Source organism: Proteus sp. G2618, from assembly GCF_009915995.1.
Classification (GTDB): Bacteria; Pseudomonadota; Gammaproteobacteria; order Enterobacterales; family Enterobacteriaceae; genus Proteus; species Proteus terrae.
Map to the genome: position 1 here is coordinate 35506 of NZ_JAABNI010000025.1, position 23582 is coordinate 59087.

The 23582-nt window shown below is 34.3% G+C and carries 19 protein-coding genes; 12 read left to right on the forward strand and 7 right to left on the reverse strand.

Annotated elements, in window-relative coordinates; genetic code table 11:
• Positions 1 to 28 precede the first annotated feature (28 nt).
• Together GWJ01_RS15055 and GWJ01_RS15060 are read left to right on the forward strand one after the other, a co-directional pair.
• Positions 29 to 439, forward strand: coding sequence for a (deoxy)nucleoside triphosphate pyrophosphohydrolase (locus GWJ01_RS15055; protein ID WP_099660541.1), 411 nt, complete (start codon positions 29 to 31; stop codon positions 437 to 439).
• Positions 432 to 3302: a DUF3427 domain-containing protein gene (locus GWJ01_RS15060; RefSeq protein WP_161711256.1), complete on the forward strand. Its 2871-nt coding sequence runs from the start codon at positions 432 to 434 to the stop codon at positions 3300 to 3302. Before GWJ01_RS15055 ends, GWJ01_RS15060 begins: the two co-directional genes overlap by 8 nt.
• Positions 3303 to 3493: 191 nt before the next feature.
• Here GWJ01_RS15060 and GWJ01_RS15065 read toward each other — a convergent pair whose 3' ends face one another.
• The 3 genes from GWJ01_RS15065 to copM all read right to left on the reverse strand — a co-directional run bounded on the left by GWJ01_RS15065 (position 3494) and on the right by copM (position 6356).
• Positions 3494 to 4663 (reverse strand): iron-containing alcohol dehydrogenase, encoded by a 1170-nt coding sequence (locus GWJ01_RS15065; RefSeq protein ID WP_109401751.1) that lies wholly within the window; start codon positions 4661 to 4663, stop codon positions 3494 to 3496.
• 242 nt (positions 4664 to 4905) lie between these two features.
• Positions 4906 to 5817: an AraC family transcriptional regulator gene (locus GWJ01_RS15070; RefSeq protein WP_161711257.1), complete on the reverse strand. Its 912-nt coding sequence runs from the start codon at positions 5815 to 5817 to the stop codon at positions 4906 to 4908.
• Positions 5818 to 5984: 167 nt separating this feature from the next.
• Complete coding sequence (gene copM / locus GWJ01_RS15075) at positions 5985 to 6356, reverse strand: CopM family metallochaperone (protein ID WP_109393937.1); 372 nt, start codon at positions 6354 to 6356, stop codon at positions 5985 to 5987.
• Positions 6357 to 6642: 286 nt separating this feature from the next.
• Here copM and GWJ01_RS15080 point away from each other — a divergent pair, with 286 nt between their 5' ends.
• The 3 genes from GWJ01_RS15080 (at position 6643) to GWJ01_RS15090 (ending at position 9752) form a co-directional block, all read left to right on the forward strand.
• Positions 6643 to 7428, forward strand: a complete 786-nt coding sequence (locus tag GWJ01_RS15080; protein ID WP_227003123.1) for a class I SAM-dependent methyltransferase — start codon at positions 6643 to 6645, stop codon at positions 7426 to 7428.
• A 215-nt stretch (positions 7429 to 7643) separates the two neighbouring features.
• Entirely contained in the window at positions 7644 to 8063 is a 420-nt protein-coding gene (locus GWJ01_RS15085; protein WP_109393936.1) for a hypothetical protein, read from the forward strand.
• 459 nt (positions 8064 to 8522) lie between these two features.
• Positions 8523 to 9752, forward strand: coding sequence for a sugar transporter (locus tag GWJ01_RS15090; RefSeq protein WP_161711258.1), 1230 nt, complete (start codon positions 8523 to 8525; stop codon positions 9750 to 9752).
• 64 nt (positions 9753 to 9816) lie between these two features.
• On the opposite strand, the gene GWJ01_RS18980 is transcribed toward GWJ01_RS15090, so the two are convergent.
• Positions 9817 to 11856, reverse strand: a complete 2040-nt coding sequence (locus GWJ01_RS18980) for a GmrSD restriction endonuclease domain-containing protein (protein WP_161711259.1) — start codon at positions 11854 to 11856, stop codon at positions 9817 to 9819.
• Positions 11853 to 13265, reverse strand: coding sequence for a DUF262 domain-containing protein (locus GWJ01_RS15100; protein ID WP_109401794.1), 1413 nt, complete (start codon positions 13263 to 13265; stop codon positions 11853 to 11855). Before GWJ01_RS15100 ends, GWJ01_RS18980 begins: the two co-directional genes overlap by 4 nt.
• Positions 13266 to 13507: 242 nt before the next feature.
• Here GWJ01_RS15100 and GWJ01_RS15105 point away from each other — a divergent pair, with 242 nt between their 5' ends.
• Together GWJ01_RS15105 and GWJ01_RS15110 are read left to right on the forward strand one after the other, a co-directional pair.
• Positions 13508 to 13840 carry an SMR family transporter gene (locus GWJ01_RS15105; RefSeq protein ID WP_109393934.1) on the forward strand — a complete coding sequence of 111 codons (333 nt, stop codon included), beginning with the start codon at positions 13508 to 13510 and terminating at the stop codon, positions 13838 to 13840.
• A gap of 33 nt (positions 13841 to 13873) precedes the next feature.
• Positions 13874 to 14182, forward strand: a complete 309-nt coding sequence (locus tag GWJ01_RS15110) for a putative hemolysin (protein ID WP_109393933.1) — start codon at positions 13874 to 13876, stop codon at positions 14180 to 14182.
• Positions 14183 to 14266: 84 nt separating this feature from the next.
• Here GWJ01_RS15110 and dsbB read toward each other — a convergent pair whose 3' ends face one another.
• Positions 14267 to 14791, reverse strand: coding sequence for a disulfide bond formation protein DsbB (dsbB, locus tag GWJ01_RS15115; protein ID WP_109393932.1), 525 nt, complete (start codon positions 14789 to 14791; stop codon positions 14267 to 14269).
• A gap of 178 nt (positions 14792 to 14969) precedes the next feature.
• Entirely contained in the window at positions 14970 to 16514 is a 1545-nt protein-coding gene (gene nhaB / locus GWJ01_RS15120; RefSeq protein ID WP_109393931.1) for a sodium/proton antiporter NhaB, read from the reverse strand.
• Between the two features lie 233 nt (positions 16515 to 16747).
• Here nhaB and fadR point away from each other — a divergent pair, with 233 nt between their 5' ends.
• From fadR to GWJ01_RS15145, 5 genes are all read left to right on the forward strand, one after another.
• Positions 16748 to 17467, forward strand: a complete 720-nt coding sequence (gene fadR, locus GWJ01_RS15125) for a fatty acid metabolism transcriptional regulator FadR (RefSeq protein WP_109393930.1) — start codon at positions 16748 to 16750, stop codon at positions 17465 to 17467.
• A 476-nt stretch (positions 17468 to 17943) separates the two neighbouring features.
• Entirely contained in the window at positions 17944 to 19248 is a 1305-nt protein-coding gene (locus tag GWJ01_RS15130) for a D-amino acid dehydrogenase (RefSeq protein WP_109393929.1), read from the forward strand.
• A 13-nt stretch (positions 19249 to 19261) separates the two neighbouring features.
• Positions 19262 to 20374, forward strand: a complete 1113-nt coding sequence (alr, locus tag GWJ01_RS15135) for an alanine racemase (protein ID WP_109401755.1) — start codon at positions 19262 to 19264, stop codon at positions 20372 to 20374.
• Between the two features lie 49 nt (positions 20375 to 20423).
• Positions 20424 to 22727 carry a carbamoyltransferase HypF gene (gene hypF / locus GWJ01_RS15140; RefSeq protein ID WP_161711260.1) on the forward strand — a complete coding sequence of 768 codons (2304 nt, stop codon included), beginning with the start codon at positions 20424 to 20426 and terminating at the stop codon, positions 22725 to 22727.
• 93 nt (positions 22728 to 22820) lie between these two features.
• Entirely contained in the window at positions 22821 to 23573 is a 753-nt protein-coding gene (locus tag GWJ01_RS15145; protein ID WP_109393926.1) for a MipA/OmpV family protein, read from the forward strand.
• The last annotated feature ends 9 nt before the right edge of the window (positions 23574 to 23582 follow it).

The window sequence follows — 23582 nt, forward strand, 5'->3', positions numbered from 1 at the left end:
TAAATGTTGTATTAGGTATTCCAGATTTATGACTAAAAAAACTATTTATGTTGTTGCAGCTGCAATGTATAACGAAAAAAATGAAATATTTTGTGCCTTAAGATCTCAAAAAATGAGCTTACCAGGATTATGGGAATTCCCTGGAGGTAAAATCGAACCCGGTGAAACTCCTGAAGAGGCACTTAAACGAGAAATTCAAGAAGAATTAGGATGTGAAATACTGGTACAAGCACATATCGATACTCATTTACACGAATATGAAAATATAAATGTTAATTTAAGTGTTTATAAGTCAGTTCTTCAAAGTGGAAAGATTCAATTATACGAACATGAAAAAGGAATGTGGACTCCTATTTCTGAGCTACTAACTTTAAATTGGGCCCCCGCTGATATCTCTGCTGTTGAAAAAATCTTAAAAGAAGAGAGTCGCAATGCATAAAGATTTTAAGCAGTCTATTTTACACAGCTTTGTAGATCATCAGATACAAGCGAAAGATCACCTTAAAGCTGAGGTTTTTACAAATCAAAGTTATGATGATCAATTGTTGTCAGGCATTATTGATCGATTAAAAAATGTAAAATCATTTGATATTGCGGTCGCTTTTGTGACTAAATCGGGCTTATCTCTACTTAAAACAATCTTGTCAGATTTGTCTCTTAGAGGAATTACTGGCCGACTTCTAACATCAGATTATTTAACATTTAACCATCCTGATACATTTAAAGAATTACTAAAAATCTCTAATTTAGAAGTGAAGATTTCGACAAAACAGGGATTCCATGCCAAAGGCTATTTTTTTCATTATGAAAATTACTCAACTACAATTATTGGTAGCTCAAATCTAACGGCAAATGCATTAAAGATAAATTATGAATGGAATCTCGCTATTACGAGCTATCAAGATGGTGATATCTACAAAAAATTACGAGATATATTTGAAGATGAGTGGGGAGCTAGTGAGTTATTAGATTTGGTTTTTATCAATAAATATACGATTGAATATCAGAAAAATAACAAGCTATACCAGCAAGATAACTCAATATCTGAAGTAGTTAATACAGACATAATTAAACCAAATAAAATGCAGCAAGATGCTTTGCTAAATCTTAAGGCTTTAAGAGATCAAGATAAAAAAAAAGCGCTTATTATTTCTGCTACCGGAAGTGGTAAAACATATTTATCTGCCTTTGAAATACAAAATGCTAAACCCAAGAGAATGCTGTTTCTGGCACACAGAGAACAAATTTTATTAAAGGCATCCGAAAGTTTTAAAAAAATTATTCCCGCCTCATCAGAGATTGAATATGGTATTTTTTCGGGCAATCAAAAAAATTTAAACGCTAATTATCTTTTTGCGACAATACAAACTTTGTCACAGACAGAATACTTAGATAAGTTTTCAGCTGATCATTTTGATTATATTATTATTGATGAAGTCCATAAAGTTGGTGCTACTTCATATCAAAAAATTTTAGATTATTTTAAACCGAAATTTTTACTTGGTATGACTGCTACGCCAGAAAGAACAGATGGATTTAATATTTTTGAAATGTTTAACTACAACGTTGCATATGAGATCCGCTTGAAAGACGCATTAGAAATGGATTTAGTTGCGCCTTTTCATTATTTTGGCGTGGTGGATTATGAGCTTAATGGCGAATTAATTGATAATTTATCCAATCTGAAACATTTAGTTAGTGACGAGCGAGTCGATTTTCTAATTGAAAAAATAGAATATTATGGGTATTCAGGTGATTCACCCAAAGGTTTAATATTTTGTCGTTCACTAGATGAAGCAAGAGATCTTTCAGATGAATTCAATAATAGAAGTTATAGAACTGTAGCATTGTCGGGAGAAGATCCACAGGAATATAGAGCACACACTATTAAGCGGCTTGAGGTTGGAGAAATTCAGTATATTTTTGTTGTGGATATATTTAATGAAGGCATTGATATTCAATGTTTAAATCAAGTGATTATGATGAGACAAACGGAATCAAGCATCATATTCATTCAGCAACTAGGTAGAGGATTGCGCAAATTTCCAACTAAAGAATATCTAGTTGTTATTGATTTTATAGGGAATTATCAGAAGAACTATTTGATCCCAATAGCCTTGATGGGTGATAACTCATTGAATAAAGAAACTATCAGACGAGCAGCTATTGATCCTGGTAATTTGTATGGTTTGAGTAATATTAGCTTTGAAAAAATAGCACAGGAGAGAGTGCTTAAGGCTATTTCTTCCGTCAAACTTGATAGTGTTCGATCCATCAAAAAGGCTTACATTGATTTAAAAAACCGTATAGGCCGTATCCCATTATTGTTGGATTTTATTACCAATAATAGTGTAGATCCTAGTGTTATAGCCAGTTCATATAAAACATATGATGACTTTATTGCCTCAATGGAAGGACAACCCATAAAAACTTTTGGGGTATATGCGGATGCCGTTTTGTTGTTCTTAATGAGGGAGTTATTAAATGGTAAACGCTTACATGAAGTTTTATTATTAGAAACTTTATATATCCAATCTACATTATTACATGCTAATTATTTAAAAGTTTTAGATGATAATCAAGTTAGTTATACAGTAGAAACTATAATTTCTGTCCAAAGAATATTGAATTATGATTTTTGGGGAGAGATTGAACGAAAAAGGTATGGTGGATCTTCTTTAGTTATTTATGATGAGGCATCAGAAAATTATATTCTGGCATCAGAAATAAAAAATCTATTAGAATGTAATCAAGAGTTTAAAAATCGCTTCTTAGATATTATAAATGTAGCAAAAGCGAAAAATAAAAAATACTTTTCATCTACACCATTAAAACTGTATGAGCGTTACAGTAGAAAAGATATATGTCGATTATTAAATTGGCATAAGGACGAATCAAGTACTATTTATGGATATCGCCTTAAACATAACACACTGCCTATTTTCACAACTTATCAAAAAACGGAAGATTTGAATTCCAAGGTGCATTATGAAGATAAGATATTAAGTCCAGATCTTATCAAATGGTATAGTAAGTCTAAGCAAACACGAAATTCAGGACCAATGCTTGAAATATTTCAATCTCAAAAAGATAAAACAGCTGTAATACATTTTTTTATTAAAAAAGATGATTCTGAAGGTACAGAATTTTATTATTTAGGCCCAGCTGATATCGTTGAAGATTCGATTATGGATGAGCAAGCAACAGAGATCGATGGAGGAAAAACACACTCTATTGTATCAATGCATTTGCGTTTACATTATTCGATAGAATTAAGTTTGTATCATTATTTAATTGCCTAAAGAGGCTTTTATTTTGTTTAAAAAGAGTACTAGCTGACACTTACTGGGCTATATCTTAAATTACTGTGAATATAGCTATGTTAATAAGCTCAGTGTTTTAGAGCCGTACAAAATATACTCGACAAGTTTTCTTTGGGAACCATATAAAAAACGGACCTCAATGAGGTCCGTTTTTTTATATCTGCTTAATATTAGAAACAAGCTTCCAAAATATCGAGGACATCTTTAGTGGTTAGCTTTTTATAGCCTCTACCAATAATTGTGGTTGATTGTGCAATCTCAGGAAGCATCTCTCTTGTTGCACCTAAGTCTTCTAATGAAGTCACAATACCGCACTCTTTTGTGAAATGTTCTAGTGCATCAATACCTTCAAGTGCAATTTGATCTTGTGTTTTTCCCTCTGCGGAAATTCCCCATACTTGAGTTGCAAATCGTACAAATTTCTCAATACCAAACTTATAGATAAAACGATAATAAGGTAGAGAAATTGCAGCAAGTCCCATTCCATGTGCACAGTCTGTATAAGCCCCTAATTGATGCTCAATCATATGGACTTGCCAATCTTGTGTTTTTGATAATCCTGTGAGGGTATTTAGTGCAAGTGTTGCATTCCACATAAGATTACTTCTTGCTTCGTAATCACTTGGATTTTTAAGTGCGATACGTAAATTATCAATCGAAGATTTTAATAAACTTTCAATTAAGTAATCTGTTGTGTTTGCACCTTGATCAGAAAAATATTGCTCCATCAAGTGCGACATCGTGTCAAAAACACCACTTACCATCTGATACTGAGAAACAGAAAACGTATATTCTGGATTTAAAATCGAAAATTTAGGGAATACATTTGCAGGAAATACACGTCCAATTTTATATTTAGTCTCTTCATGGGTAATGACTGAGCCACCATTCATTTCAGAGCCTGTGCCTACCATGGTAAGAATTGATGCGACAGGGACAATTTTATTGGTCACATCTTGATATTCAACCCAGTATTTTTGAAAAGGATCTTCATCTTCACAATAGGCTGAAATGGAAATGCCTTTTGCACAATCAATAACAGAGCCACCACCGACGGCTAAAATTAAGCTGACGTTATGCTCACGAACTAATTGAGCGCCTTCCATCATTTTTGCATAAGTTGGATTAGGCATCACACCTGATAACTCAACCACTTTTTTTCCTGCATGTTTGAGTATTGCAATCACTTCATCATAAAGGCCATTAGATTTGATTGCATTACGACCGTACATCAGCATGATGGTTTCACCATAATGTGATAATTCATCATTTAATTTAGCAAGAGAGTTCTTACCAAAATGAATAGTTGTCGGGTTGTAGTAAGTAAAATCGAGTTGCATTTTGATATCCTATTGCAATATTAATTTGATAGCTATCTCATTGAAGTATAGTTTGTTCTTTTAACTTCAAGAAATATTGGTCTATTTTTGTTTAATAGAGATGCTATCGCTTCTACATTGAGATATGAATGTCCGATCTTCTTAGTCTCTTGCCTAATTTTCCAAAAGATAAAAGAGTGATAATAAATAATATAAATAGGTAAAAAAGATAAAACGATTGGACTTATAAAAAGTGGTTGTATTCAAATATTGTTAGATTCTTTGAGCATCTTAATATCGGTTGCTGGAGGTGATCCAAATAATCGACTATATTCACGACTAAATTGAGAAGGGCTTTCATAACCAACTCGGAAAGTGGTTGTTATTGCACCTAGATTTTCAGTTAACATCAATCGACGGGCTTCACTGAGTCGTAATTTTTTTTGGAATTGAAGCGGAGTCATTGATGTCATTGTTTTAAAATGAGTATAAAAAGCAGATTTACTCATTCCTGAACATGAAGCCAATTCATTGATGTTTAATGGTTTTATATAATTACTTTTTAGCCAATCAATCGCTTTAGCAATTTGATGACTATGGCTACCTGCTGTGACAATTTGATTCAATCGCTCACCTTGCTCGGTAATCAGTAGACGATAGAAAATTTCACGTTTTATACCAGAAGCAAGGATTTTAATACTATCAGGCTCATCAAGAAGAGTGAGTAAGCGAATAAACGCATTGACTAAAGGTTCTGATAATTCACCAACAGCAATGCCTTTTGGGGTATTCGAATCTGAGCTAAATGTTAATTCACTATCAACGATAAGTTGTGATATTTGTTGCAGATCTAACTCCATAACTAGCCCTAAAAACGGTTTCTCGTCGCTGGCTCTCATAATATTTGCCATAACAGGGAGTTCTATTGAAGAAATTAAAAAATGGTTGGCATCGTAAATAAAGCTTTCTTCTCCTAAGATCACTCTCTTTTCGCCCTGGGCAATTAAACAGATCCCTGATTTATGAGTATGGCTGGTAATTGGTGTAGGAGAAGTCCAGTGTGTTAGTGTTAATCCCGGAATTTGAGTTTCAAATTGATTAGTATTGTGAGTCCATTTTTTAATTTGCATGGCTAGCTTTTGAGTTAATGACGCCATGTTTTCTAATTTATTCATATGGGCTCCATACGGGATAAAGCGATTAATGTTGCGATAGTTATAAAATTATAATGTATGAGATGAATATTAGAAAATTATTTGATTTATCTTTAATAAGAAATTTGGAAGGTAAACATTAAAAAAAAGACAGGCTGCGCCTAATAAATCACAGCCTTATAAATTTATTATTTATCGGTTCTATTTTTTTCTAACCATTTTTGCATTTGTTCTATTTCAGGGCCTTGCGCATCAATAATAGCTTGAGCTAGTTTACGCATTTCAGGATCAGTACCATATTTCAACTCAATTTTAGCCATATCAATAGCGCCTAAATGGTGGGCTATCATGCCATCAGCAAAAGCAACATCTGCATTATCAGTATTCATTCCTTTTGCCATATCAGCATGCATTTTATTCATGGAATCATTGAGTTCCTTTTGCATTGGTGAGCTGTTATGAGGTGTATCCATATTCATGGTCATATGTGTATTATTTGCCATTGCACCAAAAGAGATAGCACTCATTAAAATAACCGCAGCAGGTAAAATCTTTTTCATAACAGTTTCCTTTAATTTATCGTGAAATTGTTATCACTCTAAAGATTCCCCCTAGGGGAAGGTCAATGTTGTTATTCAAAGTTTAATATTCTTTACCTTTAATGACGTAATTACAAAAATAGTCTTTTAACATATTTTATTTCAATTGGTTATATATCAATATCTAATTTATACCTCTTTGCAGGCTCGGAATTTCTTTATAAAAAAAGAAAATTAATGATAACTATTCCCATTAAAGCTATTTTGCTATAAAGTTGTATTAATAATGCAACTTTAAGGTGGCTATATGGATAATCAAATTACAACGCAATCTATGTCTCAAGAACCATCAAAAGCAGGGCATACCTTTTTAGCGAGTTTAGGGAAAACACGTTTAAGACCGGGCGGTGTAGAGGCATCTGATTGGTTAATTAATAATGCACATTTTACATCATCAAGCCATGTTCTTGAGATTGCTTGCAATATGGCGACAACTTCGATCGAGATTGCCAAGAAATACGGTTGTCATATCATTGCTATCGATATGGATGATAATGCTTTGTCTCATGCGAAAAAAAATGTCGATAGTGCTCAATTATCACATTTGATCCAATTAACAAAAGCCAATGCGTTATCTTTGCCTTTTCCTGATAATACTTTTGATATTGTGATAAATGAAGCGATGCTGACAATGTATGCAGATAAAGCCAAAGCAAAACTAGTTAAAGAGTATTACCGCGTTTTAAAACCAGGTGGCTTATTATTAACCCACGATATTATGAAGAAAAATGATGAGGTTAATAGAAACAACTTAATCGATGTAGTGAAATCAAATGTAGCACCTATGTTTCTGCAAGAGTGGCACGACTTATTTATTAATGTTGGTTTTTCAGAAGTAAAAATAAAATCAGGTAATATGAGTTTAATGTCACCTATTGGTTTCATTCGTGATGAAGGATTATTTAGGACTGCAAAAATAATTAAGAATGGGGTGATAAAAAAGAGAAATAGATCACGATTCTTATCAATGTTCCGTTTTTTTAGAGAGAATCGACATGTTTTAAATTATATTGCATGTTGTTCTAAAAAATAATTTAATCAAGAAAAATTTATATATTAATTAATGGCACCTAAGTAAAACTAGGTGCTTGTTTTCTTTTATAAATAAGAATAAATAGAACTGTATACCTCCGTAATAAAATGTAAAAAATAAAAAGAATCGTAATCCAGATTGAACCCAATTTATTTTGACTATATATATTAAAAAAGAAATATTAAAATAGAAATAATTTATATGTGGAGTTTAATATGAAACAGATACTTATTATTGCTGGGGGGATATTGTCGCTGACTATTATACTGGCTATTCTTGTTGCTATTTTAATTGTTTCTGTCATTAAAGAAAATACTGCTGAGTTTTGGAATGAAAGCCGCGAAGTGATTGAAAGTTCGTCATCTACCGTACGTGAAACTGTTTCTAGCGTAGATGCAAAACGCGATACGCTTATGGCTATTTATCAATCTAAAAATAACAATGGAAGCTGTCAGCAGTTAGCTGAAAAGCTAAATGATGTTGAAAAAGCACTTTCTAATGGAAATTTAACGTTACCACGATCTGCAAAAGAACAAATTTCGACTGTCAAAAATGCTTTCGATGGTTCAACATCATCTACGAAAAATATTGCTTGCGAACAGGCACTTCAAGTTATTAATGACTTGAGTCAGTAATCTCAATATCCTTTCTATTTTTATTTATCTTTTGTCCAACAGTAAGATTATTTCTGACTATTAAATTAATATCTCTTAACTTAATTCAATGAATATGCGATATATTTTTCTTGAAAAGAGCATATTTTTACTCTTCAACCTAAAATAGTGATAGGTCATTTATATCTATAATCTCTCTATTAGAAGATTATGTTAACGTTAAAAAGAAGTTGCGGAGGGGATTCAAAATCATGATATGAGATGCTAAAATTGATAGCTGATTCGCTTTAGCAATGAGATTTAGTGATGATTTGGTTTATTTTTTGTTTCTAATAAAATGCATTTTTATCTTTATGTTATTTTTTTATTTTCAATATAATAAATCCATTTTAACTCAAGTAAGAAAAGTAAATCAGACAAAAGCTTCTGTAAAAAGCATGGCATATATATCAATATAATTTAAGAAAACATCGATTAATTATGAATATAGCAGCATCAAATATAACTGAAGTTAGCCGTCAAACAGCGTGGATCAGAGTAATAATATTATCATTTGCAGCTTTCGTTTTTAATACAACAGAATTTGTTCCGGTTGCACTGTTAAGTGATATTTCTGAAAGCTTCGGCATGGTTCCAGCTCAAACAGGTTTAATGATCACAATATATGCTTGGGTTGTTGCTTTAATGTCTTTGCCTTTAATGATAATGACAAGCAAAATTGAGCGACGTAAGCTACTTATTATTTTATTTATTCTCTTTATTTTAAGTCATATTTTATCTGGTATAGCATGGGACTTTAAATCGTTGATAGCAGGGCGTATAGGTGTTGCGTTTTCTCATGCCGTATTCTGGTCTATTACTGCATCACTGGCTATTAGAGTCGCGCCTGCGGGTAAACGAGCTCAAGCATTAGGTTTATTAGCGACAGGAACTGCATTAGCAACTGTACTTGGTTTGCCTTTAGGTCGCGTTGTTGGACAATGGTTAGGATGGCGTGCAACATTTATGGGAATTGGTGTTTTAGCTTTAATTACCATGTTTGCATTAATGCGCTATTTACCTTTATTACCAAGTGAGCATTCGGGATCATTAAAAAGTGTGCCCGTGTTATTAAAACGTGGACCATTAATGGGTATTTTTCTGTTAACCGTAATCGCGGTTACTGCACACTTTACCGCTTATAGTTATATAGAGCCTTTTGTTGTTGATATTGCCAATTTAGATCAAAACTTTGCCACCTTGGTTTTACTTATTTTTGGTGGTGCAGGTATTGTGGGAAGTATTTTATTTAGTCGTTATAGTACCAAAATGCCAACATCATTCTTGTTCTTTGCCTTAATTTTGCTGACATTCTGTTTAAGCTTATTAATGATGAGTAGCCAAAGTTTAATGACATTTATTGCACTGATTATATTTTGGGGCATCGGCTTTATGTGCATTTGTCTTGGAATGCAAGTCAAAGTGATTGATTTAGCCCCTGATGCAACAGATATCGCCATGTCCATTTACTCGGGTATTTTTAATATTGGTATCGGTGCTGGAGCACTGATTGGTAATCAAGTTATCTTACATGCCGGCATGACAAACATCGGCTATGCAGGAACAATATTAAGTGTTATCGCTGTGGTTTGGTGTGGTTTTATCTTTAATCGCTATCGTGTTTCCATGGGCGGAAAGCCTCGTCAAAAAAATCAGCTTCATCAACACTAAATAAGTATTTCCACGATATAAAGGCATCTATTCAATATGAAAGATGCCTTTTTTATTAATAAATTTATATATCTAGCGATGAGATTAGTGTGGATTTCATTTCGTTATAGTGTGAGTCTAAGCTATCATAATTCCAAACTTTTTCTTTCATCATTAAGTATTGTTTAATACTGTCAATATCATTGTTATGATAATAACTTTGTTTTGCTTCAAACATGAGATTACTTAATCGTGAGTTTTTACTATGACTAATTAAACATAAGTTGCCGAAACTATTTAGCTTATTTGTTTCCCATTTTTCATACCCATTCATAGGGGTTTGTGGGTAATAGTGTTCAACAGAACTTCGAAATGTAAATTCAAATTTTTTTATGGCGTCATCGCTACTATAATATTTTTTCCATAATAGATAATCTAAGTAATTGAATATAAGATTATGTGCTATTTTTCCATAAGATAAGCGGTTTTCTAGATGTTTGATTTCTTTATTGGGCAAGTTTTCACATAAGTTGCTGAAATATTTTTTATTCTTATCAATGTTCTTTTCTATTTCACTTTCAGAAGAATAAATTATTTTTTGATAAGAGAGAGTGCTAGGTACTAACCAAAGATCAAAAACGAATCTATTTGTCATCTTTTCTAAATAAGTTAAATAGAGCTCTCCTTGTACCTTATGGGTATTATAAAGCCAATTTAATGCACCATTGAGCCAATATTTATATGCTTGTGTAGGGGTCGACACATGAAGTGCAGAAAGTATCATTATAAGTGAATGATGGGTCATATCATTGTGATCTTCTTTACCATGAGTATTAGCATAATAATGCGTTTTGCTAGTACTTTTACGATAAGTTTTTAAACTCCAGCTATCTTTATTTTCAATATATTCTCGTTTAATAATCCATTGGTCAAAAAGATATTTACATTTTAATAATGACCAAATAAAATTTCTTACATTATTGATGATATTTTCATCACTTGAATTTATTTCCGAGGGTTTCAAAAGAAATTGATCAAAAAAATCTAAAAGTCGTTTATCATCTAATGCAATTTTTTCATCTTTAGTGACAATATTAAGAACATGGATTAGAAAGTTCGGAAATGAAATAACTGAATGGAAACGTTCAGAGCCTTCACTATTAGGAGAGTTTTGTTTATTTTCTTTGATAAAAGGTAATTGGATTAATTCAGTTAAATTGAATTTTTTTGATGTGTTATCATTAGTATCGATTTTTTCATTATTCTCATTATCAGTCGATGCATTTTCTAAAGATTGAATAAATGAATTTATATCTGATGGTAATAAATTATCCCAATTTTCACCGAATATATGTTGGCGTTGCGTAGAGTCAAAACCAGATTGAATGTAACTATTCATATCAGCACAAGCATTCCAAACTAGATCTAATGCTAATTTACTATATTTTTTATCTTTTTCATTTTTTATTCTATCAAGGATACTTAATAACTTAGCTTTCAAAATTTCATGTTTTTCTAATTGTTCTCCTCGATTATTCATCACTTCAAAATAGTGATTTAAATCAGTTTGTGCAGGCACTTCAACCCGAAGAATTTGTACTTTGTTGATGAGGTAATCAGTAAATTTTTCTAAACTTACACTCCGCTCGTTAAGGATTTTAATAAGAGAATCATTAATTATTTTATAACCATTTACAATAGCATTATTGATAGGAAAAATATTTCCTGCCTTTAAATCGTCACTATTTTTCTTTAAATTAAAAAGGCTATTAATGGTGTTTTTTGAACTCTCTCGACACTCAAATTCAATATTAGGTGAAAAGTAAAAGCCTTTGTTTTTTAATTCTTTTTGTATCCAAATCATTAATAGTGATAATGTCGTTAAACGTTGTTGACCATCAATAACTTCATAGATTTCTTTTTTATTATGTTGTTCATGCTTAAAAACAACAAGAGTACCAATATGATAATAATTAGCATTTTTATGTTGTAGGTAATCTAATATATCATTGATTAATTGTGATATTTCGCCTTTTTCCCAAGAGTAATTACGCTGATACATAGGGATCATGTAATGAGCATGTTGGAGTAGATCTTTAACAGAAAGAGAAATAGGTTGGCTCACGACATATACCTCATTTTCTTAAATAACGCTTCAATAGAATTTGTCTTACTAGAATAATTTTTTTCTACAATAGGTAAGTAAAATTGTAAAAAATCTGTGGGCTCAATTGAGTTTCTCAATAATTTAAAAAGATTTTTTTTTAGTACATAATTATCCATACTGGCTAATGGTAATACTTGATAATTTAAGCGTAAGCTGTAAGCCCATATAAAGATCTTTTCAATGGCCTCAGAAATTTGTTCAATACCGAATTTGTCATAATAGTAGAGTAGTAGGCAATTAAACATCGTTCGAACATAACTATCACCAATACGATGTCTTGCATTATAAGTGTTAATCGTGGTTAAAATATTTTTAGCATTTTCTGTAAGATGCACTTTATCCATAACTGAAGTGCTTTTTAAATGAGGTAATAGCATTTGATAATAGCTAATCATTTCAAAAAAACGACGACCATTAATAATTTTTTGTTCAAGTTGAAATGGATACATCATCGATTGGTGATCAATTTTTCTTGTGTAGTGAGCATTATAATCATCAACAACATGATGTATCATTTGAAGAGCTTTAACACAGGGATAAGAATGGCTTTTTTCTAGATTAACACCTTTAAATAAGCCTATATCGTTTTTAGTAAACTCACGAGCAGATTCCCCATTTATCCATTTTTTTATTCGATAAAGGTATTCTCCAAATAAGTTACTTAATGTTTCACTATTACTATTTTCCCATAAATGTACGGTATGTTCTTTTAACACACTATCCTCAGTATTAAATTCACGTAAATGAAATGCCTTTAGAAGATCATGAGGAACAAGATCTCGTCCTCGAGCATTTTGTGAATCAAAGAATTGGAACGCTTCTGAGATATTATCAATAGTTACTTGAACTAATTCACAATTATTCAATAAAAAAACAATTTGTTCTTTACCAAATGTGGGACGATTAATATGTTGACAAATAAGTTGGTAGTTAATCTGAATATTGTATTGAGAAATCTTATTATCAAAAATAGGATTAAAAATAACTTTATCTAATTCTAAAAGTTGTTTTTTTAGTTTTTTATCGATTTCATTGTTGTCATTGAATAAATTGGTCTCTAATCGTTCGTAGATAAATGCTTTAATTATCAGTATTAAAGTAATAATTCTTTGCTGTCCATCGACAATATCGTCTATTATTTTTTCATTTAAGCAATGTCGATGAATTACTAATGTACCAATTCGCCAAGCCTCCTTATCTTGATGATGAAATAAATCAATAAAAAATTGTTCAACATGCTGTGTTGTCCATTTATAGGGGCGTTGGTAATCAGGGATGGAGAGATGGGGATTGAGTAAGATGTTCTGTATTTTTGTAATCTCAGGCTTTATTTTAAATACATTATTAGAAGATGTTTGTAAATTCATGGTTTTTAATTTAGATAAAAATATTTTTATAAGATGAAAATTTAAATTATACAATAATTATAAATTGTACCTAATTTAGATAGATGAGGGTATAGAAATCATTCAAAATAAGTCATTGTACTTAGTGCTAAATCTAAATAATCCTCAAATAAGCGGATTGAGTCTTAGATTGCATGAACTGTTTGAGGATAGCTTGTGATAGAATTCACAAAATTGACTTTGTATAGGATTAAGACGAAAAAATGAATGGATTAACTTACCTAATATTGGCAATTATATCGGAAGTGATTGCGACAACAATGCTAAAAGCTTCTGATGGTTTTAGCCGATTATATCCATCTATTGTGGTCGTCATTGGTTACTGTCTTTCTTTTTGGGCACTTTCTCAAGTGGTAAGAGTTATGCCATTAGGTATTGCTTATGCAATATGGAGTGGGTTAGGGATAGTTTTAGTTTCTGTTGCGGCGGTGTTTCTCTATCAACAAAAACTTGATTTACCTGCCATTGTTGGTATGACTTTAATTATTGCTGGTGTTTTAGTTATAAATCTACTTTCAAAAAGTGCTTCACACTAATAGGAATAACTGGAAGAAATTAAGGTGTCTTTGATGCAAAAGAAATTTAAAACGGCTTGTTATCTGTTTATGTTAACTAGCTTTGCTTTTATTGCAGGATGCAGTAATTCAGCGCAGACACAATCTTCATCTACACAAGTGGTTAGTAAAAGTCGAACAATACCGACAACCAGCCTTGATATTCCCTTAGATGAATCAGCCAAGGCAACTTGTGTCTTTTCAGGTGGCGTGCCTTCTTTAAACTATGAATTACATGGTGGTCAGACACCTGTGTGTCAATTTGCTAATGGTAAGCGTTGTAGTGAACAAGCTTTAATTGATGGGGTTTGTATTCCTGGTTAAAGCTTATTTTGGGTTGAATGTTTAATCATCAATTTTCTATTATTAAAATAGCCCTTAGTTTATCGCTAAGGGCTATTTTCTTTTTTATTCTTTTGTTTTAAAAGAACTTGTTATTTGGCTCATTAATACTAATAAACCTACAACAAAATAAGCTGAGAAAATAATAAGCATCCATTGTGGCATTTCTAAAGTTAAGAATTGCCATTGGCTGACAGAGCAATCACCAGTTGCTTGGAATACAGAAGGGAACCAATCTTGCAGAGCAAACCAAGAGGGTAAAGTGACAAAAAAGTCACAGGTTGCAAAAGGTGATGGATTCAGAATAAGTTGTGTATGCTCCCAAGAAAGTTCAATTCCTCGGTATGCAGAATAAATCCATAAGAAACCACCTGCCATTCGCATAAGTGCCATTTTAGGTGCAGTCGCCCCAATCAATGCGGCAACTAATATTCCCAACACCGCGATACGTTGATAGACGCACATTACACAAGGCATTAATTCCATTCCGTACTGAAAATACAATGCAGCGCCTTCAAGACCTATTGCTGTTAATGCAAGCAACAGCCATGAAAAACGGCTTTGTGACCAGTGACGAAGAGAAGTCAGCATAATAATATCCATTTAAATATTAAATAAAATAAGTGTATATTCTGCCCAAAAATCAAGCACAAAAAAAGTTGAAACCTGTTATTTCACAAATATTTACATTCAAGCTTCTTTTAAAGAAGAAAATAGGACTTTCATCAAATAAAAGTCCTATTAATGTGGTGTAACTGTGGATCTATTGTTATGGAATAGCAACTAAACCAATTTCATAGAACCAATGTGTTGCAGGAACAAGCCAAAACTCAACAGCCAGTAAACCAAGTAATGTCATTACAATCGTGTATGGCAGTGCCATTATTACCATTCGGCCATATGATAAACGGATGAGCGGTGATAGTGCTGATGTTAATAAGAACAGGAATGCAGCTTGACCATTTGGGGTCGCAACAGAAGGTAAGTTTGTACCTGTATTAATAGCAACACCAATATGTTCATATTGTGATTGGCTAATTAATCCATCTTGCAATGCGGTTAAAGCTTCACTGATATAAACCGTACCTACAAACACGTTATCAGAAATAGCAGATAGTAGACCATTAAAGAGGTAAAAAAGGGATAGTTGTGAGGATTCTGAAGCTTGAAGAACAAACTGAATAATAGGGCCAAATAACTGTTGGTCAATAATAACGGCAACGATAGAGAAGAATACGGTCAATAATGCAGTAAAAGGTAAGGCTTCTTCAAATGCTTTACCAAGAGCATGTTCTTCTGTGATCCCACAAAATGCAGTGGCAAGAATAATAACAGATAAACCGATAATACCGACTTCTGCTAAATGGAGCGCTAAAGCAACAATCAACCAAATACCAATTAATGCTTGGATCATTAGTTGAGCTTTTTCTTGAGATGTACGTTTTTCACTGTTTTTTCTGTCGTATTCAGTTAGAACTTTACGAACTAAATCAGGCAATTCAGCGCCATAACCAAAGAGCTTAAAGCGTTCTACTAAGTAGCACACTGCAAGACCAGCAAAGAAAACAGGAATAGTGACAGGTGACATTCTGATGAAGAAGGTCACAAAATCCCATTCTAAATGTTTTGCAATAATCAGGTTTTGTGGTTCACCTACCATGGTCATTACGCCACCTAACGCAGTACCGATACCGGCATGCATCATTAAGCTACGTAAAAAGGCACGGAATTGTTCTAAAGTTTGTTTTTTTTCTGCGGTATCAATAAATCTATCATTACTTAATTCTGCACCTGATTGATTAGAGGCAAAATTATGATAAATAGAGTAGAAACCGAGAGAGACACTGATTACAACCGCGATTACAGTTAAAGCATCTAAAAAGGCAGATAAAAAGGCACTTGCAAAGCAAAAGGCAATAGATAACATTCGTTTAGAACGAATGGATAACAGCAGTTTAGTAAAAGCAAACAGCAATAATTGCTTCATAAAATAGATACCTGCAACCATAAAGACAAGAAGCAAAATCACTTCAAGGTTGTTGGCAATTTCATGACCAATCTGTTTTGGGCTAGTCATACCAATGATGACAGCCTCAATGGCAAGTAATCCTCCGGGTTGTAATGGGTAACACTTTAGCGCCATAGCTAGTGTAAAAATAAATTCTACAACTAATAGCCAACCGGCGACAAAAGGGTCAACAAAGAAAAAAATCAGTGGGTTGATAATTAAAAAAATAAGAATAGCAAGCTTATACCAATCTGGGGAATTTCCCATAAAGTTCTTTAGTAGTGCTTGTCTTATACTCATATCCATTAGGTTTCTCATCCTCCAAATAGAGATTTTAAGCGCAATGATACGCAATTGAACCATAGTACGCGCTAATCGCTGTGAAATTAAGCGCATTAGTAATAATAAATTGATAAAACTACATCAAGTTTTATGATGCCATTCACTATTTAATGATGGTTGAGCTATATCAAAATTACGCATTCTGATATTATCTTTTTCATTATTAGCAGAAAAATCGCTTCGGAAGAAATAAAAATATGGTTATTAAGGCTCAAAGCCCCGCAGGTTTTGCGGAAGAGTATATTGTTGAAAGCATCTGGAATAATCGTTTTCCTCCTGGATCTATTCTTCCAGCGGAACGTGAGCTCTCTGAATTAATTGGTGTTACAAGAACCACATTAAGAGAAGTGTTACAACGCCTTGCTCGTGATGGTTGGTTAACTATTCAACACGGAAAACCAACGAAGGTAAACAATTTCTGGGAAACATCTGGCCTTAATATCCTTGAAACAGTTGCTCGTCTTGATCATGATCGAGTACCACAGTTAATAGATAATTTATTGGCTGTCAGAACCAATATTTCAGCTATTTTTATACGGACAGCATTTAGAAATAGCCCTGAAAAATGTATTGAAGTTTTAAACCATGAGCTTACCACTGAAAATAGCGCTGATGAGTTTAGTGAACTGGATTACAACATTTTCCGTGGATTAGCGTTTGCGTCAGGTAATCCAATTTATGGTCTTATCTTAAATGGTTTAAAAGGGCTTTATACGCGCGTAGGTCGTTATTATTTCTCAAATATTCAAGCCAAAGAACTCGCGTTAGCATTCTATAAAAAACTGGCTACATTATGTGAGCAAAAAGATGTCGAGCATGTCATGGAATGCGTTCGCCAATATGGTAAAGACAGTGGTATTATCTGGCAAAGTTTACAGTCACCACTACCTAGTGATCTAGAAGAAGTAAAACGCTAATTACGATTGTTGCTTTATCACAATAGAAAAAACCAGTATTCATATAATTTGTGATACTGGTTTTTTTATGCTTTTAAAAAGCGAAAAAGTGTCATTTTTTAGGCAATGCTTTAAATAGGTTATTTTTAGTAAAAAGAGTAACCAAAGTGAGTTAATTAAAGATTTATCATCTTAAATTAAGTCTATTATTGGGTTTTAATAAAATCTCAATTTTATCTTCTTACATCTTAAACTCTTTTCAATTTTAAATAATTTACTAATCAATATTATTATAATTTATGGTGATAATTATATCTTGTTGATTTCATGCGTTAATTCAATAATTATTTTTGAAAATTACTTGTCGAATAGCAATCAAATGTGACTCAACTCTAAAATTTGCTTTTTTATTGGTCTAGATGATTATTCTATATTGGCTTTTTGTGTATGGAATATTATTCTTATGTTATATCAATGTAAATTATTGGAGTCTTGCCATGAAAGTGATCATCTTAGGTGGCGGCGTTATTGGTGTAACAAGTGCGTGGTATCTTGTGCAACAAGGCCATGAAGTCGTTGTTGTTGATAGACAAAGCAGTGCAGCAGAAGAGACTAGTGCAGGTAATGCAGGCCAGATATCTCCAGGGTATGCAACGCCTTGGGGAGCACCAGGTATTCCATTAAAAGCAGTTAAATGGATGTTCCAAAAGCACGCACCATTAGCAATTAAACCTGATGGCTCACTTTTCCAGTTACGTTGGATGTGGCAAATGTTACGTAATTGTGATGCGTCACATTACACCATGAATAAAAGTCGTATGGTGCGTATTGCTGAATATAGCCGTGATTGTATTCGCCAGTTACGCCAAGATACTGGTATTGAATATGAAGGGCGTCAAGGTGGCACTCTGCAACTTTTTCGCGATCAAAAGCAATTTGATAATGCAGCCAATGATATTGCTGTATTAAAGCAAGAGGGTGTTGCTTATGAATTGTTAACTGCGGATCAATTAAAATTAGCAGAGCCAGCTCTTGAGCATGTTAGTCACAAATTGACAGGTGGTTTACGTTTACCGAATGATGAAACGGGTGATTGCCAAACTTTTACGAAAAAACTCGCTAAAATGGCAGAGGATGCCGGTGTTACGTTCCTATTTAACAAAGAAATCAAACATTTGTTATTTGATGGTGATAAAGTAGCGGGTGTTCAATGCCATGATGGATTATTAACAGCCGATCACTATGTTGTTGCCATGGGTTCTTACTCAACAGAGTTTTTGAAAAACAAAGTCGCCATTCCAGTTTATCCTCTTAAAGGTTATTCACTTACGATGCCGATTATTGATGCATCAAGAGCACCAACATCCACTATTTTAGATGAAACCTATAAAATTGCAGTAACACGTTTTGATGAACGAATTCGTGTCGGTGGAATGGCGGAGGTCGTTGGTTTTAATCTGGACATTTTAAAATCGCGCTGTGAAACATTAAAAATGGTTGTACAAGATCTCTATCAAGGTGGCGGTGATATTGAAAAAGCCACATTTTGGACGGGTTTAAGACCTATGACGCCTGATGGTACGCCTATTGTAGGGCCTACGGCTTATCGTAATTTATCTTTAAATACAGGGCACGGCACATTAGGTTGGACAATGGCATGCGGCTCTGGCCAATTATTGGCTGATTTAATTTCAGGAAACAAACCTGCTATTGCTGCTGATGATTTATCTGTGTTTCGGTATATCGATGGCTTTAATACTAAATTGCTCTTACCGGGGCAAAAACTTGATGCAGCTTATTAATTGAGGAAAAACCATGTCCAGACCCACAAAAGTAACCATTAACCTCGATGCATTAAGCCATAATCTGTCTGTTATTAAAGAGAGAGTCAAGGGCAGCAAAGTGTGGTCTGTTGTGAAAGCAGATGCTTATGGACATGGATTATCCTGTGTTTGGCCTGCATTAAGTCATACCGATGGCTTTGCATTAATTGAGCTAGACAAAGCTGTCATGCTAAGAGAGCAGGGGTGGGTAGGGCCTATCCTTTTGCTGGAAGGTTTTTTTAAGCCAGAAGATGTTTATTTATTAGAACGTTATTCCTTAACGACAACAATTCATTCTGATTGGCAATTTGATGCTATAGAAAATGCACAATTAGAAAGGCCCATTAATATCTATCTTAAGCTTAACAGTGGAATGAATCGGCTAGGCTACCGACCTGACACTTATAAGCAAGCAATTGCTCGTGCAAAAAGTATCAAAAATATTGGTTCTATTATTCAAATGTCGCATTTTGCTAATGCAGATACGGGATTGAATATGGATGTACAAAAGGCCGCTATTAATCAGGCAATGGTAAATGAATTACCTCGGTGTTTGGCAAATTCAGCCGCAACACTGTTTGATCCTGAAACTTATCAAGATTGGGTGCGCCCGGGCATTATTTTATATGGTGTTTCGCCTTCAGGTGTTTGGCAAGATATTGCTGATTTCGATTTACAACCCGTAATGACATTTAATAGTGAGATATTAGCTATTCAACAAGTCAAAAAAGGTGAGCAAATAGGCTATGGTAGCCGATATACTGCTGAGCGTGATATGCGGATCGCTGTTGTTGCCTGTGGTTATGCTGATGGTTATCCAAGACATGCGCCAGACGGTACACCCGTTATTGTTAATGGGCATAAAACACAATTGGTCGGGCGTATTTCTATGGATATGCTAACCGTTGATGTAACGGATTTTCCTGATGTGAGTTACGGTAGTCCGGTTGAATTATGGGGAGAGCAATTGCCTGTTGATGATGTCGCAACGGCATGTGGCACTATTGGTTACGAATTATTGTGTGCAATTGCACCAAGAGTGACTGTTGAAGTGATGATAAATCTACCTAATTCCACTTTTTCTGATCTAAATGAAAGTTGTTGATAATCACTAAACTAGAATAAGCTTAAATTTATTTTGATTTGGTGATCCTATGAGTAACGGCATTGCATTGCGTGTGAAAGGAAAGGTTCAAGGCGTTGGATTTCGCCCATTTGTTTGGCAACTAGCCCATCGTTTTGGTTTATTAGGGCAAGTAAGTAATGATAGTTTAGGTGTATTGGTACATTTAACCCCTTCACCTAAAAATGCGCTCTTTATCGAAGCATTAAAAGCAGAATGCCCCCCACTAGCACGCATTGAACGAATAGAAGAATCGCCCTATCAATGGGAACAGCTACCCACAGACTTTATTATTGTAAAAAGTGGTGGTGGCGAAATGGATACACAAGTTGTTCCTGATGCAACAACTTGCCAAGCTTGTATTAATGAATTGTTTGATCCTCAAAATCGTCGTTATCATTATCCTTTTATCAACTGCACACATTGTGGCCCTCGTTTTACTATCATAAAAAAAATGCCTTACGATAGGCCTTTTACTTCAATGTCTGAGTTTCCATTCTGTCCTGAATGTAAACATGAATATGAAGATCCCGCAGATAGACGGTTTCATGCTCAGCCTAATGCATGTCCTGTCTGTGGACCCCATATCTGGCTTGAAGATAATCAGAGTAAAGAGCTAGCAACAAAAGAGCTCGCATTAACTCAAACTTGTGAAGCATTACTTGCTGGAAAGATTATTGCCGTTAAAGGTATTGGTGGTTTTCATTTAGTATGTGATGCACGCAATAATGAGAGTGTTGCATTATTACGAGAGCGCAAATATCGACCTGCGAAGCCTCTCGCTGTGATGCTCACAGGAATTGATCAAATTAAAGCAGATAAGCAAGAACCAGATTTTCTTTCAACTGCTATCCAAGCGTTGCAAAGCACTGCTGCCCCAATTGTATTAATCCCCAAAACAGTTGCACCTAAACTTGCGGAGCTTATTGCGCCAGGATTAACTGAAATTGGTGTTATGTTGCCAGCCAATCCATTGCAACATCTATTAGCGCATGGCACAAATATTCCACTTGTTATGACATCAGGCAATACGTCAGGTCATACGCCGGCATTAAGTAACGAAGATGCCTTAATGCAATTGAAAGATATTGCAGATTTATTCTTAATGCACAATAGAGAGATCATACAAAGAGCTGATGATTCACTTGTTCGCATTGAGGGTAAAAAGAGTGTGATGATCAGACGATCTCGAGGTTATGTCCCAGATGCGATTTCATTACCTGAAGATTTTGGAGAACAACCCTCAGTACTCGCGATGGGGGGTGATCTCAAAAATGTATTTTGCCTATTACGCCAACATCAAGCCATTATGGGGCCTCATTTAGGGGATCTTGATGATTTAAGTGTGCGACAGCAGTTGATAAAATCGTTGGCTCTCTTTCAGCAAATTTATCGTTTTACGCCTAAAGCGATTGTGGTAGATGCACATCCTAACTACATTAGTCATCAACTGGGTAAACAATTTGCTCAAGAGCAAAATATTCCTCTTATTGAAGTTTTTCACCATCATGCGCATATTGTTTCTTGTCTAGCTGAACATGGTCATACACACCAACAAGGTGCTGTCATTGGTATTGCGCTTGATGGATTAGGCTTTGGACAAGATGGCACGTTATGGGGAGGGGAGTGTCTGCTGGTGGACTATCAAAAATCAGAGCGGATTGGTGGGCTTCCTGCTGTTGCGATGCCAGGAGGTAATCTTGCCTCTATTCAACCTTGGCGAAACTGGTTCGCACATTTAGCTACTTTTTCTGAAGATTGGCAAGGTAGTGTAATCGCCCAAATGGTGCCTAGCAATGATTTGCAGATATTAAGTAAGGCTGTAGAGCGTGGCTTAAATTCACCTAAAGCCTCTTCTTGTGGACGTTTTTTTGATGCGGTTTCAGCATCATTAGGATTAGCCCCTAAAGAGATAAGTTGGGAAGGTGAAGCGGCTTGCTATCTACAAACAGCAGCATTAGCGTGCCATCAAGAAAAACAGGCAGAAATAATTAAGCAATATGGGCATCTAATGCCGGTAAAAAATAGTGTGCTTGATTTGTCGGTTTTTTGGTCTCTTTGGGAAAGTGTAGCGCTGAATGTCAGTGAAAAAGCATGGTTATTTCATTATCTATTAGCTGAAGGTTTAGGCGATATTGCATTGCAATATGCAGATAAATACCAGATTGACACCATTGTACTGACGGGTGGTGTGTTAAATAATACATTACTCAAACATCTGTTTAAGAAAAAGTTAAACAATAAAAAAGTAATTGCCCCTATGATGTTACCAGCTGGAGACGGTGGTATTGCATTAGGGCAAGCGCTGATTGCTACACATTTAATGCATAACTAAAATGATATAGGTAAAATAATACCAGTTTTAGTTATTTGTGACTGAAATAGGTTTTTGGTTGCTACTTTATTAATGACAATATGGAAAATCATCGTGAGTAATAAGAAGATTATCATTTCTTTAGCCGTTATCGCAGGGCTTAGTACACCAGTAGCATTTGCTGGCGAATGGTCAATAGGTGGTTCAGTCTTAGCGCAAGTCACTCCTTATAAAGGGGCTAAATCAAAAGATTATTTATTACCAGTACCACAAGTTAACTACCAGTCAGAAAACTTTTATTTCGCAACGTTAGCTGCGGGATATTACCTGTGGAATACACCTAAAGATCAACTTTCTGTTGATTTGCACTATTATCCTCAGGCTTATAAACCAAGTGATAGTGACGATGAGCAAATGAAAAAACTGAATCGTCGTCGTGACACCATGATGGGTGGCTTTACTTATAAACACCACGAATCATGGGGTAGCTTAAGAGCAATCGTATCGGGTGATATGTTAGGAAAAAGTAACGGTATTATCGCTGATGCTGCTTATTTATATCCTTTCGAATTCGGTAACTGGTCTTTACAACCGGGTGCTGGTGTTGTTTGGGAAAATAAAAAGCAAAACCGTTATGCTTATGGAATTAGTCATGCAGAATCACAACGCAGTGGTTTAGCAGAATATACGCCAAATGATAGCTGGAGACCTTATGTTGAAATCTCCGCTAATTATAAATTTGCTGAAAAATGGAATTTCTTTGCAATGGGCCGTGTTGACCATTTACCAAGTGAAGTGAAAGACAGCCCAATGGTGAATAAATCTGTTACTGCGATTGTGTGGACAGGTGTGACTTACACATTCTAATTAGCAGAA

Coding starts and splice junctions, on each gene's coding strand:
- GWJ01_RS15100 (WP_109401794.1), bottom strand. CDS start 13,265: ATGAATTTACAAACATCTTCTAATAATGTATTTAAAATAAAGCCTGAG.
- GWJ01_RS15090 (WP_161711258.1), top strand. CDS start 8,523: ATGAATATAGCAGCATCAAATATAACTGAAGTTAGCCGTCAAACAGCG.
- GWJ01_RS15130 (WP_109393929.1), top strand. CDS start 17,944: ATGAAAGTGATCATCTTAGGTGGCGGCGTTATTGGTGTAACAAGTGCG.
- GWJ01_RS15060 (WP_161711256.1), top strand. CDS start 432: ATGCATAAAGATTTTAAGCAGTCTATTTTACACAGCTTTGTAGATCAT.
- GWJ01_RS15105 (WP_109393934.1), top strand. CDS start 13,508: ATGAATGGATTAACTTACCTAATATTGGCAATTATATCGGAAGTGATT.
- hypF (WP_161711260.1), top strand. CDS start 20,424: ATGAGTAACGGCATTGCATTGCGTGTGAAAGGAAAGGTTCAAGGCGTT.
- dsbB (WP_109393932.1), bottom strand. CDS start 14,791: ATGCTGACTTCTCTTCGTCACTGGTCACAAAGCCGTTTTTCATGGCTG.
- GWJ01_RS15085 (WP_109393936.1), top strand. CDS start 7,644: ATGAAACAGATACTTATTATTGCTGGGGGGATATTGTCGCTGACTATT.
- alr (WP_109401755.1), top strand. CDS start 19,262: ATGTCCAGACCCACAAAAGTAACCATTAACCTCGATGCATTAAGCCAT.
- GWJ01_RS15110 (WP_109393933.1), top strand. CDS start 13,874: ATGCAAAAGAAATTTAAAACGGCTTGTTATCTGTTTATGTTAACTAGC.
- GWJ01_RS15070 (WP_161711257.1), bottom strand. CDS start 5,817: ATGAATAAATTAGAAAACATGGCGTCATTAACTCAAAAGCTAGCCATG.
- GWJ01_RS15055 (WP_099660541.1), top strand. CDS start 29: ATGACTAAAAAAACTATTTATGTTGTTGCAGCTGCAATGTATAACGAA.
- fadR (WP_109393930.1), top strand. CDS start 16,748: ATGGTTATTAAGGCTCAAAGCCCCGCAGGTTTTGCGGAAGAGTATATT.
- copM (WP_109393937.1), bottom strand. CDS start 6,356: ATGAAAAAGATTTTACCTGCTGCGGTTATTTTAATGAGTGCTATCTCT.
- GWJ01_RS15080 (WP_227003123.1), top strand. CDS start 6,643: ATGGATAATCAAATTACAACGCAATCTATGTCTCAAGAACCATCAAAA.
- nhaB (WP_109393931.1), bottom strand. CDS start 16,514: ATGGATATGAGTATAAGACAAGCACTACTAAAGAACTTTATGGGAAAT.
- GWJ01_RS15065 (WP_109401751.1), bottom strand. CDS start 4,663: ATGCAACTCGATTTTACTTACTACAACCCGACAACTATTCATTTTGGT.